We start from the raw sequence: 14,583 nt of genomic DNA on the forward strand, positions 1-14,583 counted from the left end.
CATCTTTCTCGCCCGCCCAGCCGGTAGCCGCAACCTACAAAAGGCGCTCAGGCGGCCCGCTCGGCGACAATGCCGTCCAACCAGCCGACCGCCATATCGGGTACGGAGTCGAGCAGCTTGCGCGTATAGTCGGCATGGGGTTGCGCCAGGACCTGATCCTTGCCCCCCTGCTCGACGATGCGACCATTTTGCATGACGGCGACGCGGTCGGCGATGGCACGCACCACCTCGATGTCGTGGGTGATGAAGAGGTAAGAGACGCCCAGGCGGGCCTGCAGCTTCATCAGCATGCGCAGCACTTCCGCCTGGACCACTTTGTCCAGCGCGGACGTGATCTCGTCGCAGACGATCAGCCGCGGGTCGGCCGCAAGGGCACGAGCGATGGCGATACGTTGCTTCTGCCCGCCCGACAGCTGGCCGGGTGTGCGGTCGATATGGGTTTCGTTCAGCTCGACCAGATTCAGCAGTTCCTGAACCCGTGCTTCGCGGCGTGCGCCACGCAGACCCTGATAGAGCGTCAGCGGGCGGCCGATTATCTTGCGCACCGTCTGGCGGGGGTTCAACGCGGTATCGGCGGACTGATAGATGATCTGGATCTGCTTCAGCGTCTGCAGCGACCGGCGGCGTATGGTGCCCTGCAACGGCTTGCCGTCATAGATCACCTGCCCGGACGACAATTCCTTCAGTCCGACGATGACCCGGCCCAGCGTCGATTTTCCCGACCCGGATTCGCCGACCAGCGCCACGGTCTCGCCTCGCCCCACTTCGAGATCGATCGAAGTCAGAACCTGGAAATCGCCATAGTGCGCGCCGAGGCCGGCGATCGCCAGGAGCGGCGCGCCCTTGCCGCCATGCTGGGCGTCATGGTCGACCGGCATTTCATGCACCGCCCACAGGCTTTTCGTGTAGGGATGGACGGGACGTTCCATGATCTGCGCGATGGGTGCCTCCTCCACCACTTCGCCATAGCGAAGAACCGCTACCCGATGCGCGACCTGGGCGACGACCGCAAGGTCATGGGTGATGTAGATCGCCGCCACGCCGTAATCCTCGATGACCTTGCGGATCGAGATCAGGACCTCGACCTGTGTGGTCACGTCGAGCGCGGTGGTCGGCTCGTCGAAGATGATCAGGGTCGGGTTGCAGATCATCGCCATGGCGACCATGGCGCGCTGCAACTGTCCACCCGAAACCTGATGCGGGTAGCGCCTGCCAAAGTTTTGCGGATCGGGAAGCTGCAGGGCCCGGAACAGGTCGAGCGCGCGTTTCTCCGCCGTTCCGCGCGTCATCCCGCCGCGATCGACGGCGACCATGACGATCTGGTCCATCAGGCGATGCACCGGATTGAAGGCTGCCTGCGCGCTCTGCGCGACATAGGCGACCTTGGTGCCGCGGAACTTGCGCCGCTCCTCTTCCGGAACAGCGAGGATGTTGTGTCCCGACAGTCGCACCTCGCCGCCGGTGACCTTGGCGCCTGGACGAAGGTAACCCAGGGCCGCCAGCCCAAGCGTCGATTTGCCGGCTCCGGACTCGCCGACCAATCCAAGCACTTCTCCGGGACGGATCGACAGGCTGACGCCGTTGACGATCTTCGACCACTGGTCGTTCGATTTCGCCTCTATCTTCAGGTCGACAATGTCGATGACGGGTACGGTCGGCGTCGCGGTCACGGTCTGGCCTTTCATCGTCTCACCCTTCCTCGCTCAGGCCGCTTGCCCGGTTCAGGAGCCAGTCGACCACGAAGTTCACCGCAATAGCCAGAAAGGCGATGGCCGCAGCGGGAATGAGGGGCGTGATATCGCCCATGTTGATCAGCGCCGCATTGTCACGGACCATCGATCCCCATTCCGCGGTTGGCGGTTGAATGCCGACCCCAAGAAAGGAAAGAGCCGCGATATTCAGGAAGATGAAGCAGAACCTCATGCCCAGTTCGGACAGGATCAGAGGCAGGATGTTGGGAAAGACCTCGTTGACCGCGATCCACAGCAGGCTTTCCCCGCGCACCTTGGCATGTTCGACGAAATCCAGGCTTGCGACATTCAGCGCCGCCGCCCGCGCGATGCGGTAGAAACGCGTCGAGGTGAGGACCGCGATGATCAGGATCAGGTTCGTCACCGAGGAGCCGAAGATCGAGAGGATCATCAGCGTGAAGATCAGATCGGGGACCGACATCAGCGCATCGACGAGACGCGAGATCGCCTGGTCGACGATCCCTCCGACCAGTGCCGCGAGGACACCCAGCAGGCAGCCAATGACGAAGGATATGGCCGTGGTGAGCAGCGCGATCGAAATGGAGTTCCGCGCGCCGAAAATCAGGCGCGACAGGAAATCGCGGCCTAGCTGGTCGGTGCCCAGAAGATGGCTGGCGCTCCACGGCTCGAAAGGAACGCGCGAGACGACCTCGACTTCGCCGTACGGCGCCAGCAACGGGGCAAAGAGGGCGACGAAGGCATAGATGGAGACGACCACCATGCCGAACTTCGCGGTCGGCGGCGCCGAACGAACAAGTTTCAGCGCGCGCAGGAGCCGGTTGGGGGCGACGGATCGGACTTCGAGGCTTTGCTGCATGGTTCTCTCCCTCAACGCGGATGCAGCAGGCGCGGATTGCTGACGATCGAGATGATGTCGGCGATCAGGTTGAAGCCGATATAGGCAGCGGCGAAAATGAGTGCGCAGGCCTGGATGACCGGAACATCGCGATTGCGCACGGCATCGATCATCGCCTGGCCGACGCCGGGATAGACGAACACGACCTCGATCACGACGACACCGGAGATGAGATAGGCGAGATTCAGCGCGACCACGCTGGCGATGGGGCCGATCGCGTTGGGCAGCGCCTGACGGATGACCACGCGTTTCTCCGGCTCGCCCTTGAGGCGGGCCATCTCGACATAGGGACTGGCCATCACCGACAGGATCGCGGCGCGCGTGTTGCGTACCATATGGGCCAGAATGACCAGCAACAAAGTGAGGATCGGCAGCACCATGCGGTAGAGCTGCTCGCCCAGTCCCATGCCGTTGCGAATGCCGGCCATCGAAGGGAACAACTGCAGCTTCACCGCCAGCACCATCATGACAACGTAGGCCACGAAGAATTCAGGGATCGAGATCGAGGCAAGTGTCGAGGTCGACAGGAACTTGTCGATGAACCGACCCCGATACCGTGCGCAGACGATGCCGAGCGTGATCGAGAGCGGCACGGCGATGGCTGCGGTGATCGAGGCCAGAACGAGCGTGTTCTTCAAGCGCGGCCCGATCAGTGCCATCACCGGGCGCCCCGAAAACGAAAGCCCCATGTCTCCCGTGGCCGCCGCCCCCAGCCAGGCGAGATAACGCACGAACCAGGGGCGGTTCAGTCCCAGTTTTATCTCCATCGCCGAGATGGCCGCCTGCGTGGCGTTCTGACCGAGAATGGCGGAAGCGTAGCTGCCGGGCAGAAAGCTGACGGCCGAGAAGATGATCAGCGATACGATCACAAGGCTGAGCAGTCCCAAGCCGATCCGGCTCGCCGCCATGGACAGGATCGGGTGGGATTTGGTCGTCATGCGTCGCGCTCTCCGCTCGTTCGCTCGCTTGCGTGATATCACTCCGCCGACGGCGGACACAGGATCATGCATCCGTCCGCCACCAGCGCTCGGCGCCGCGATGATTGTCGGCGGGCAGGATGCCGCCCAATGCTGCATGACCGATATCCGTCGTCATGGCGAGACGCCATGAAACGAAAGCCACGGTGATCACTCCGCCTTCGTCATGCAGCATCTGCTGCGCTTCGGCATAGGTCTTGGCGCGCTTTGCCTGATCCATCTCGGCGCGCGCCGATTTGACGAGCGCGTCGAAGCCAGGCTTTTTGAAGCCGGTGTTGTTCCACGGCGCGTCCGAGGTGTAGGACGTGGCAAGCAGCCAATCGAGTGTGACGCGCCCGTACCAGTCGGAGGCGTTGAATGGCTTTTTCAGCCAGACATTGTCCCAATAGCCGTCGTCCGCCTCCTGGACGATGTTCACCGTGATCCCGGCCTTGGCCGCATGTTCCTTGAACAGAACCGCCGCATCGACCGCGCCGGGAAAAGCGGTTTCGGCGACCGAGAGGTCGACCGTCACGCCGTCGAGCCCCGCCTCCTTCAGAATGGCTTTCGCGGCATCTGGATCGTAGGCGTGCTGGGGCGGCGTTTCGGCATAGAACGGCATGATCGAGGCGGCCGGATTGTCGTTGCCTTTCTTGGCTTCGCCCAGGAAAACCTTGGCGATGATGTCGTCCCGGTCGATGGCGAGCTTCAGCGCCTTGCGCACCGCTGGATTGTCATAGGGCGCGACGGAGCAGTTCATGTCGAACGTCAGATGCCGCAGGCTGGGCGTGCGAACGATCTTCAGGCGAGGATTCCGCTCGACCAGCGCCACGTTGCGGATATCGAGGTCTTCGATCACGTCGACCTCGCCCGTCATCAATGCGTTGAGCCGGGCAGTGGCGTCGGAGATGTTGACCACCTCCACCTCGTCGAAATGAGGCAGGCCAGGCTTGTGATAGTCGGGGTTGCGCTTCAGTCGGACGGCGATGCCAGGCTCGAAGCTTTCAAGCTTGAACGCGCCCGTCCCGATGCCGCTTTGCCAATCGATGCCGCCGCCCTCCTTGGCCGGGAAGATCGACAGGTGGTAGTCCGACATCAGGGACGGAAAATCGGCATTGCCCTCCGCAAGGGTGAAGATCACCTTGTCATCGCCTTGCTTGTCGATCTGCTTGATCTGCTTGACGATGGCCAGCGCGCCGGACGTGCTTCCTTCGCCCATATGATGCAGAAGCGATTGACGCACGTCCTCGGGCGTCAACGGACGGCCGTCGTGGAATTTCACCCCCTTGCGCAGAATGAAGGTCCAGCGGGTCGCTCCCTCTTCGCCCGCCCAGCTCTCGGCGAGGTCGCCGGCAAGCGAGCCGTCCGGCAGCAATTCCACGAGATTGTTGCAGAGCGACCCGTTGAAGGCAAAGCCTGTCATCACCGTCGCCCAGCTTGCCGGATCGAGGGTGTCCTGCTGCGAACCGTCATTCATGCCGTAACGCAGCTTCCCGCCTTGCCTTGGCTTGTCCTGAGCCCAGGACAGGCCGGGCAAGGCGACCATGCCGGCCACGACGCTCGCCCCTACCAGAAAGCGACGCCGTGTCGGCGTCATGCCGGCGGACGCCGTTGGATGTTCACCGCCTGCGATATTCACCCGTTCCATAATTTCCTCCCAGCCTTTCCGAAACAACAGCACAAGCCTTCATGCAGACAACCGCAGGCCGTCAGCCGCATGATGCGCGAAAACGCACGGCAGCACGGCAAGCACGGTCGGCCTGATCATTCACAGCAAGTGGGCGGGTCTACGCGCCCGCCCGGACCACATCAATCAGCGTCAGGCCTTGAGCCACCAGCGCTCGCACATACGCATATTGTCGAGCGGCATCAGGCCGCCGACCTTGTCGTAGCCCAGCTTGTTGGAGACGGCGTTGCGCCAATCCACGAAGGCGACTGTCAGCAGGTTGCCGTCGTCATGGATGATCTGCTGCGCCTCGGCATAATAGGCCGTGCGCTTGGCGTCGTCCGCCTCGGTCCGCGCCTTCTCGCACAACTCGTCGAAACGCGCATTCGACCAGCCCGCGTTCCACGGCGCCTTTGACGTGTAGATCGTCGAGAACAGCCAGTCGACCGTCGCCCTCCCGAACCAGTCCACACCGGCAAAGCTTTTCTTCAACCAGACATTTTCCCAATAGCCGTCCGCCGCCTCGCGCACGACATTGATGGTGATGCCGGCCTTGGCCGCGTGTTCCTGGTAGAGAACCGCCGCGTCGATCGCGCCGGCGAAGGCGTTGTCCGCGACGTGAAGGTCCACGGAAACGCTGGTCAGCCCTGCCTTGGCCAGATGCTCCTTGGCTTTCTCGATGCTGTAATCGCGCTGCGGCAGCTCATGATAGTATTTCATGATCGAGGAGACGGGGTTGTCGTTGCCCTTGCGCCCCTCGCCGAGAAATACCTTGTCGATGACGTCGTCCCGATCCAGCGCATATTTCAACGCCAGACGAACATCGGGATTGTCGAACGGCGCAACGCGCGTATCCATGTCGAACGAGAAATGCCGCAGGCTCGGCACGCGCTGTACAGTGAAATCAGAGCTGCGCTCGACCATTGGCACATTGCGGATGTCGAGGTCCTGGATGAAATCCACCTCGCCCGTCAGCAAAGCGTTGAGCCGCGCCGTCGCGTCGGGGATGGAGATGAACTCGACCTCGTCCAGGTAGGGCTTGTTGTTCTTGTGATAGTTCGGGTTGCGCTTCAGCCGGGTCGCGATGCCGGGTTCGAAGCTGTCGAGAAGAAACGCGCCCGTTCCCTTGCCCGACTGGATGTCGATGCCGCCGCCCTCCTGCGCCGGAAAGATCGACAGGTGATAGTCCGACATCAGGTAAGGAAGGTCCGCATTGCCGTCAGCGAGCTTGAAGACGACGGCATCGGACCCGTCGAGATCGATCGAGGAGATCTGCTGAACGATGGCGCGCGCGCCCGATGTCGAGTCGGGCTTCATGTGATGCAGGAAGGATTGGCGCACGTCCTCGGGCGTCAGGCTCTTGCCGTTGTGGAAGGTGACACCCTTTCTCAGCTTGAAGCGCCAGGTCGCGGCCTTGTCCTCCTGCTCCCAGCTTTCGGCGAGATCGGGAGCGACCGAGCCGTCGGGCAGGATCTCGACCAGGTTGTTGTAGACACCGCCGTTGAAGCTGGCTCCCGTCCAGCTGGTCGACCAGGTGCCTGGGTCGAGATTGTCGTTCTGCGAGGCGTTGTGAAGCCCCAGCCGCATCTTGCCGCCGGCCTTGGGCTCGGCGGTCTGGGCATACGACATGCCCGGCATGGTCATGGCCGCGCCTGCCGCCAAAAGTGCCGAGCTCCGCGCCAGGAACTCGCGACGGGAAATCGCGCCGTTGCGCAGTTTGTGGGCCAGATCATTCATCTGGCCGCGATCCGATTCGCTCATGTTCACCCTCTTGGATTGCTTGGTTGACATTCGGTCGCTTCTTCGTCCCGGCGCCTTGGGGATTACAGTAATTGGAAACGCGAACCTGTCAACAAACTGATTGACCAATCAATCATACAAGAGGCAAAATAACGCATCTTTGAACCGCCAGAGACCCAGGAGACGCCATGCCGGACGGCAGCCTTGCCTATATCGGCGCATCGGAAGCGCTGCGCCTGTTCCGGACCGGACAATTGTCGCCCGTGGAGGTGCTCGAGGCGCAATTGTCGCGCATCGGCTCGACTGCGCAGAGCCTCAATGCCGTCTGCTTCACCTATGCCGACGAGGCCATGGAGCAGGCGCGGCGCGCGGAAGCCCGCTACGCCGCGCGTGCCCCGGATTTGCGCCCGCTGGAAGGAATTGCGACCGCCCTCAAGGACGAAAACATGATGGCAGGCAAGGTCACGACCTACGGTTCGGTTCTCTACGCCGACCATGTCGCCTCGGCGAACGCGCCGGTCGTGCAGCGCCTGCTGGACGCGGGCGCGATCGTGCATGCCCGCACCACCACGCCGGAATTTTCCTGCGCGCCGTTCTGCCATTCCCGCCAGTGGGGAATCACACGCAATCCGTGGAACCGCGATTTCACCCCCGGCGGTTCGTCGGGCGGTTCGGGGGCAGCCCTGGCGGCCGGTCTGACGACGCTGGCGACAGGCTCCGACATAGGCGGCTCCATTCGTATTCCCGCCTCGGCCTGCGGCGTCGTGGGCTTCAAGCCGCCTTACGGCCGCGTGCCGTCGACACCGCCCTTCAACCTCGATCACTACAATCATCCCGGCCCCATGGCGCGGACGGTCGAGGATTGCCTGCTGATGCAGAATATCCTGGCCGGGCCGCATCCGAACGACATCGCTTCCCTGAAACCCAAGCTGGACCTGACGATCGATCGAGGTGGCGTCCGCGGCTGGAAGATCGCCTACTCGCTTGATTTCGGCTTCATGGAGATCGATCCCGATGTTCGCGCGAACACCTTGCGGGCCGTCGATGTCTTCCGCTCGCTGGGAGCCGAGGTGGTCGAAGTCGACCTGCCATGGTCGTGGGAGGTCTACGAGGCCGCCGCGACCCATCACGCGACACTGTTCGGCGCCTGGCTCGCGGAATACCTGGACGACCGCCAGTCGAGCCTGACGACCTACGCCGCCGACTTCGCCCGCAAATCGCTTGCGGTGACGACGCGCGACTATCTTTCAAGCCTCAATGTCGAAGGCCGTATCTACGCGCATTTCGGCCCGCTGATGGAGGAACACGACCTCTTCCTTTGCCCGACACTGGCGGTGCCGGCGGTGAGGGCCGATTTCGAGATGCGGGACCCGCTCACGATCAACGGCAAGCCGATCGATTCCTATCTCGGCTGGACCATGGCGTGGCCCTTCAACATGCTGAGCCGCTGCCCGGTGCTGGCCCTGCCCTCGGGCTTCGCCGGAACCGGCGTGCCCACGGGGATTCAATTGGTCGGCCGCACCTACGATGACCAGGCTGTCTTCCGCGTCGGTTTCGCGTACGAGAGCGCCGTGGGCGGCTGGTTCACCGCGCCCGAAACACGCCCCGATCTGCCCTGTTGAGATTTGCCATGAAAACAATCTTCTCCGACCGTCATAAATTGCAAAGCGTCGAGACCGAATTCTATCGGGGCAAATGGGTGGAAGCCTTCGAGATTCCGCGCCGCGCCCAATTGGTGCTCGACGCGGTGCGACGCGCCGATCTCGGCCCGGTCATCGGGCCCGAAAGCTTCGACCTTTCGCCGGTTCTTGCCGTGCATGATCCGGATTTCGTCCGGTTTCTGGAAAACATCTGGGCCGACTGGGTGGCGGAAGTCGGAGCCATTCCTGCCTATCCGAACATCTGGCCGCCGCGTCGCACGCGCATGATCCCCACCATTCGTCCGGGCGCCGAGCTCGGTCGCTACGCGGTGGACATGAGCAGCCCGATCCTGGAGGGCACCTGGCAGGCTGCGCGTTCCGCGGTCGATTGCGCCTTGACCGGGGCCAGGTTCATCAACGCGGGCGAGCCTTCGGCCTTCGCGCTCTGCCGTCCGCCCGGACACCATTCAGGCCGCGACTATTTCGGCGGCTACTGCTTCCTGAACAACGCCGCCATCGCCGCGCAGTATTTCCGCGACACCGGCGCGCGGCGCGTCGCCGTGCTTGACGTCGACTACCACCACGGCAACGGCACGCAGGATATTTTCTACGATCGCGATGACGTGCTGACCGTTTCGATCCATGGCGATCCGGTTCAGGAGTATCCCTACTATATCGGTTTCGCCGACGAGACCGGGCAAGCGGCTGGCCAGGGTTTCAATCTCAATCTCCCGCTGGCTTGGGGATCGGATTTTTCCACCTGGGGCGCAGCACTTGACCGGGCGATCGATCGCATAGCGGCGTTTGCTCCCGAGCGTCTGGTCGTCTCGTTGGGGGTGGATGCCTTCGAGGAAGATCCGATCTCGCACTTCAAGCTGACGAACGCCGATTTCGTCGAGATCGGGCGTCGCATCGGCTCGCTGAAGACACCTTCCCTGTTCGTGATGGAGGGCGGCTATGCGATCGAGGCGATCGGCACAAATGTCGTGAACGTTCTCACCGGGCATTTGTCCGCACAGGCGTGAGATAAAGGCCGGGCACCTGTCCCGGCCGTCAGAAATCCTCTGGAAAATGCAGCCGCATGAAGGCAAGGCAGGCTTCGTGACCGATCTTCTGCCCCTCGGTGATGGACATGTTGGACACCAGATTCTCGATCCACAATCCCGAGATCAAGGCATTCAACGATATCGCCAATTGCTGGGCAGCGATCGTCATTCCGCGCAGTTGCGCAAGCTCGGCCATATCGGCGCAAACGGCCCGGTTGTAGTACTCGCGCAGTTCCGCGCATCTTTTGTGATAGGCCGGAACCCGAACCGCCTCCGCCCAGAAAGCCAGCCACAATGCGATGCTGTCCCGCCCCGCGGCCTTGCGGCTGAAGTCGGTATCGATCATGCGACGGATGCGATCCGCCGGGCCGAGCGCCGAGGCGTTGAGGCGAGTGAGGTAGGCTTCGTATTCCGCGGCCGTATGATCCAGCGCGGCGAAGATGATGCCTTCCTTCGATTGGAAATGAAAGGAGACCACGCCGTAGGAGCATTTTGCCTCTGCGGCGATCGAGTTGATTGTGACGCCCGTCAGGCCCCGTTTCGAAATGACCTTGACCGCTGCCTCGACAAGGCTGCGACGGCGGTCGACCACTTGATCGTCGCGGCTAACAGCCATGGTCCTTCCGGCGCTCCCCCGGGATCTGGCTTTCAGATCCGACATGCAAATTCAGCTTTTCATTCGAAAATAAGTAGGAATCCTGTCTCGCCATGCGAGCCGAAAAGCAAGCCTCATCGTTGCGAAAAGACATCTAACGCACCGCTTCATTGCCGGGGGCGAGCCTGAGAAAATGCGCGGCATTGTCGTGCAGCCACAATTTGCGCACCTCGTCACTCAAGTCGAGGCTGTTCATTTCGCCGACCGCGGTGTCGACCGGCATCATCGGGAAAGCCGAGCCGAAGATCATTTTTTGCTTCAGGATGGTGCGGCCATACTGGAGTAGCGGCTCGTATCCTGAATGCGCCTTCGCCAGCAGCTTGGGACGGACCGCAAGAAGGCCGATGTAAAGGTTCGGATGCCGCCAGGCCACGCCGATCAGTTCCTGCACCCAGGGCCACCCGGGCGGCGAGGCTATGGCCCGCAATTCCGGATAGCGGACCATGACGTTGTCCAGATATTCCGGCTTGCCCACCGACATCGGCGTCTGCGTGGAGAAGTTGATGCCGCAGTGGATGTTGACCGGCACATCGAGCTCGATCGCCTTTTCGTACAGCGGGAAGAGCCGCGCGTCGTCCGGCGCCATCTTCAGCTCGAAGCACTGAAGATTGAGGCCACGCAGTCCGAGGTGGTTGACCGCGTGATCGAACGCGGCCACCGCATCCGCCTGGTACGGATCGACGCCCGCGAAGCCGATGAAGCGCGGGCCGTGCGATTTCACGAAATCCGCCACCGATTCGTTCGCGATCTTGAAACCGAAGGTCGTGCTGAGATCGCGTGCCTTCAGCACGACATGCCGCGTTCCAAGCCGTTCATAGGTCTCCAGGTATCCATCCAACCCTCGAGCGGCCTGCGAGCCGGCCGAGAGGGTCTCGCTTGCCTCATAGACCCGTCGATAATTGCTCAGATGCGGAGCCGCCGGGGAAAACTCCGGCAGCGGCGGGCGGCTGGAAAAATCGATAAGCATGGCTCAGCTCCATTTCCCGCGGTCTTCCAGGATCACCTTGGCCGCGTTGTGCCCGGGAACGCCGGTGACGCCGCCGCCGGGATGAACCGATGCGCTGGCCTGATAAAGCCTTTCGATCGGGCTGCGATAATCGGCATAGTTCGGCGAGAACCGGCGGAAGAACATCTGGTCGGCGCTGATTTCACCGTGATGCACATGACCGTTCGGAAGGTCGAAAATCCGCTCCAGATCCAGCGGCGTGATGACCTGCCGGTGCAGGATGTGATCCTCGATATCCGGGAACTGGGTCTTGAGGACCTTCAGGACATTCTCCCACAATTCCTCGCGCCGCTCGTCCCAGCTGCCCTTGGCGAGCGTATAGGGCGCATGTCCGCCGAAGACGTTCATGATGTGGTGCCCGGGAGGCGCCAGCGTCGGATCCACCATCGACGGCACCTTGACGATCAGGAATGGCTCGTCGGCGATCTCGCCCTCCTGGGAGATGCGATGCGCGCGTTCCATATAGGCGACGCTGGGCGCGATCGTCATTTGCGGCAGGACGCCGCCATCGTGCGCGGCCTGCGCGAAGACAGGGGCGTCCGGCAGCGACTTCAGGGCCAGGTTGACGCGAAACACCGTGCTTTCGCAACGGATGTTGGCGATGTCGCGATTGAAATCCTCAGGCAACTGACCGGGCTCGATCAGCCTGGTGAAGATCGTGCGCGCCGTCGCGTTGGCGACCACGATCTTGGATCGGATGTCCTCGCCGCCCGCAAGCCGCACTCCGACCGCGCGCCCGTTCTCTACCAGGATTCTTTCGACCGGAACGCCGGTGCGGACTTCCATGCCATGCGCCTCGCCGGAACGGCGGATGGCGTCGGAGATCGCACCCATCCCACCCCTCATGAAACCGGCAGGGCCCGCAGGCGTGGTCCCGTCGCGCACGATGCCGCGCACCAGCATATAGGCTGAGCCCGGCGTTCTCAGACTGGAATTGGCGCCGCCGCCGCCGGCAAAGAAGCCGAGGACCAGCTTCACATCCTCCGACTCGAACCAGCGCGACAGGTAGTCATAGGCGCTCATGGTCAGAAGATTGTAGATGTCGAAAAATTGCGGGCCGATCTTGCGAAAGCGCCACACGAAGCCGGCCATGCGCCTCAGGTCGCGCATCTTGCCGCTGCCGGGATTGATGGGGACTTCCCACAGAAGCTGCTTCATGAAGGGCGCGATCTTCTGCATATGCGTCCGATAGCGCGCATAGGCCTGACCGTCCGAATTCGACAGCCTGCCGATTTCGGCGGCGAACTTCTCAGGGTCGTCCCACATGGTGAAGGTCCTGCCGCCCTCGAGCGCAAAGACCGTGGGATGCGCGGGCAGCACCTCGAAGCCGTATTTCTGCAATTCCAGATCGAGGATGACCTTGGGCTGCAAAAGGCCTTGATAATAGGACGCTATCGACGAGCGATATCCAGGAGCGATCTCTTCGGTCACGGCGGCGCCGCCGGTGATGTCGCGCCGCTCGACCAACAGCACCTTCACTCCCGCTCGCGAAAGATAGGCGCCGCAAGTCAAGCCGTTGTGGCCGCCGCCGACGATGACGGCGTCGTAGCGCGGGCTCATGCGCCAGCTCCTTCGATCCAGGCGGCGATCGTGCGGTCATAGGCGCCCGCCCGCGGATTTGTGTCTCCCGCCTTGAGTTGCGGCTTGGATATCTTCAGCGAGGCTGTGCGGGGAAAATCCGCGACGAAGGCATAGAAGCGCGGAACCTTGAAGGCGGCGAGACCGGCTTGGGCCGTGGCGATGACACTGTCCAGCAGTGCCTGATCGAGCCCCTGCCCTTCCTTGAGTTTCAGATAGGCCTTGACCTCCTCGCCCCTGAGCGGATCCGGCACGCCGACCACAGCGACTTCGGCCACCCCCGGGGCCGCGGCAAGAACCGTCTCGACCTCGCGCGCGGCGATGTTCTCGGCCGAGCGCCGGATCATGTCCTTCTTGCGGCCGACGATGTAGAAAAACCCGTCCTCGTCCTGGCGGAACAGATCGCCGGTGGAGAACCATCCGTCACGCAAGACCTCGGCGGTCGCTTCCGGATTGTTGTAGTAGCCCAGCATGATGCCGGGACCACTGATCTGCAATTCGCCGATTGCCCCTTGCTGAACGGGATTGCCTGCCTCGTCGACGATGCGGCATTGCCGAAACGGACAGGGCACCCCGCAGGATCCGGATCCGACCTTGTCGGGCCGCTCGACAGGGGCGAACATCGCCGGGCCGACCTCCGTCATGCCGAAGGCCTCGCGCGCATTCAGATCGAAGCGCGTCTCCAGCGCTTCGTGAAGATCGCGCGGACAGCCGTAGATGTTGGCGCGCACCACCTTATTGTCGGCGTCGTGCGGCTGCGCTGCGATACCGTGCAAGACCCAAGGCAGCAGGCAGAACTCGATACCGAATTCCTTCAGCCAGAAGGAAAAACGGCTGGTCGATTGCCGTGCGGCAACGAAAAGCGTGCCTCGCTGATACATGGTCATCAGCAGCAGCCATTGCGGATCCATGTAGAAGAAAGGCGTCGAGGCCAGGATGCGCTGATAGACCCTGCCGTCGCGAAACGCATTCACCTTGCCGGCGGAAATCCAATAGCGCTGGCTCAACATGCAGCCTTTCGGGAAACCGCTGGTGCCCGAGGTGAACTGGATGTTCAGCAGATCGCCATCCCCGACGGGCTCGGGCGCCGTGAAGCTATCGGCCGGCGCGGCCAACGCATGCCAGTCGCGCGCGCCGTCCGGCATGTCGCCGCCGACGACGATCATCCGCTCCGGCGGCACCGACACCAACCCTTCGGCATGAGCCTGATCGAGTGTCGCGCGCGTGGAGGCATGGGTCACGACCCATTCGGCCTCCGCCACCTGCATCACATGCGCGATCTCGCGTGGCGTGTAGCCGGGATTGATCGGCAGCATCACGGCGCCGATCCGGCCCAGCGCCAGCCAGGTCAACGGAAAGGCGGCGATATTGGGCAGCATCACGCCCACATGCGTGCCTTTGCGGATGCCGATCGCCAGAAAGCCCGCCGCGAGCCCGTTCACGGTACGCCGCATGTCGGCATAGGTGATGGTTTCGCCGCTCTCGAAAAAATTCCACAACAGCCTGTCGCCGGCCGCGTCGGCTGCGGCATCGATCAGCGCGCCGATATTGTCCGGCAGCGGCTCGGCCTCGATGCGACGACGGCGCTCATCATACCCGACGACGGGTTGCGCCAGGACTTCGTCCTTCCACATGTCCAACTCCGAATGCAGCAGGTCAGCGCTTAGGTTCCGGCAGGGGCCCCCCCCG

At 62.7% G+C, this 14,583-nt stretch carries 11 protein-coding genes; 2 read left to right on the top strand and 9 right to left on the bottom strand.

Annotated elements, in window-relative coordinates:
* Nucleotides 1–47: 47 nt before the first annotated feature.
* The 5 genes from LB572_RS30100 to LB572_RS30120 all read right to left on the bottom strand — a co-directional run bounded on the left by LB572_RS30100 (nucleotide 48) and on the right by LB572_RS30120 (nucleotide 6,990).
* The gene (locus LB572_RS30100) at nucleotides 48–1,685 is read right to left on the bottom strand and encodes an ABC transporter ATP-binding protein (RefSeq protein ID WP_140802636.1); all 1,638 of its coding nucleotides are present in this window, start codon (nucleotides 1,683–1,685) and stop codon (nucleotides 48–50) included.
* A gap of 4 nt (nucleotides 1,686–1,689) precedes the next feature.
* A complete protein-coding gene (locus LB572_RS30105) occupies nucleotides 1,690–2,568 on the bottom strand; it encodes an ABC transporter permease (RefSeq protein ID WP_224670303.1) in 879 nt (292 codons plus the stop codon).
* An 11-nt stretch (nucleotides 2,569–2,579) separates the two neighbouring features.
* The gene (locus tag LB572_RS30110; RefSeq protein WP_140802638.1) at nucleotides 2,580–3,545 is read right to left on the bottom strand and encodes an ABC transporter permease; all 966 of its coding nucleotides are present in this window, start codon (nucleotides 3,543–3,545) and stop codon (nucleotides 2,580–2,582) included.
* 64 nt (nucleotides 3,546–3,609) lie between these two features.
* The gene (locus tag LB572_RS30115; protein WP_224670305.1) at nucleotides 3,610–5,211 is read right to left on the bottom strand and encodes an ABC transporter substrate-binding protein; all 1,602 of its coding nucleotides are present in this window, start codon (nucleotides 5,209–5,211) and stop codon (nucleotides 3,610–3,612) included.
* A 171-nt stretch (nucleotides 5,212–5,382) separates the two neighbouring features.
* Nucleotides 5,383–6,990: an ABC transporter substrate-binding protein gene (locus tag LB572_RS30120; RefSeq protein ID WP_224670306.1), complete on the bottom strand. Its 1,608-nt coding sequence runs from the start codon at nucleotides 6,988–6,990 to the stop codon at nucleotides 5,383–5,385.
* A 167-nt stretch (nucleotides 6,991–7,157) separates the two neighbouring features.
* Here LB572_RS30120 and LB572_RS30125 point away from each other — a divergent pair, with 167 nt between their 5' ends.
* Both LB572_RS30125 and LB572_RS30130 read left to right on the top strand, forming a co-directional pair.
* Nucleotides 7,158–8,591, top strand: coding sequence for an amidase (locus tag LB572_RS30125; RefSeq protein ID WP_224670307.1), 1,434 nt, complete (start codon nucleotides 7,158–7,160; stop codon nucleotides 8,589–8,591).
* An 8-nt stretch (nucleotides 8,592–8,599) separates the two neighbouring features.
* Nucleotides 8,600–9,634, top strand: a complete 1,035-nt coding sequence (locus LB572_RS30130; protein WP_224670308.1) for a histone deacetylase family protein — start codon at nucleotides 8,600–8,602, stop codon at nucleotides 9,632–9,634.
* 28 nt (nucleotides 9,635–9,662) lie between these two features.
* Here the strand turns inward: LB572_RS30130 and LB572_RS30135 are convergent, their stop codons facing one another.
* The 4 genes from LB572_RS30135 to LB572_RS30150 all read right to left on the bottom strand — a co-directional run.
* Complete coding sequence (locus LB572_RS30135) at nucleotides 9,663–10,271, bottom strand: TetR family transcriptional regulator C-terminal domain-containing protein (RefSeq protein ID WP_210242000.1); 609 nt, start codon at nucleotides 10,269–10,271, stop codon at nucleotides 9,663–9,665.
* A gap of 133 nt (nucleotides 10,272–10,404) precedes the next feature.
* Nucleotides 10,405–11,277 carry an amidohydrolase family protein gene (locus LB572_RS30140; protein WP_224670309.1) on the bottom strand — a complete coding sequence of 291 codons (873 nt, stop codon included), beginning with the start codon at nucleotides 11,275–11,277 and terminating at the stop codon, nucleotides 10,405–10,407.
* Between the two features lie 3 nt (nucleotides 11,278–11,280).
* Nucleotides 11,281–12,876 (bottom strand): phytoene desaturase family protein, encoded by a 1,596-nt coding sequence (locus LB572_RS30145; protein ID WP_224670310.1) that lies wholly within the window; start codon nucleotides 12,874–12,876, stop codon nucleotides 11,281–11,283.
* Nucleotides 12,873–14,583: class I adenylate-forming enzyme family protein (locus LB572_RS30150; RefSeq protein WP_224670311.1), on the bottom strand; the 1,711-nt coding region annotated here is incomplete at its 5' end. The genes LB572_RS30145 and LB572_RS30150, both read right to left, overlap by 4 nt.

This window comes from Mesorhizobium sp. BH1-1-5 (assembly GCF_020165615.1).
Taxonomy (GTDB): Bacteria; Pseudomonadota; Alphaproteobacteria; order Rhizobiales; family Rhizobiaceae; genus Mesorhizobium.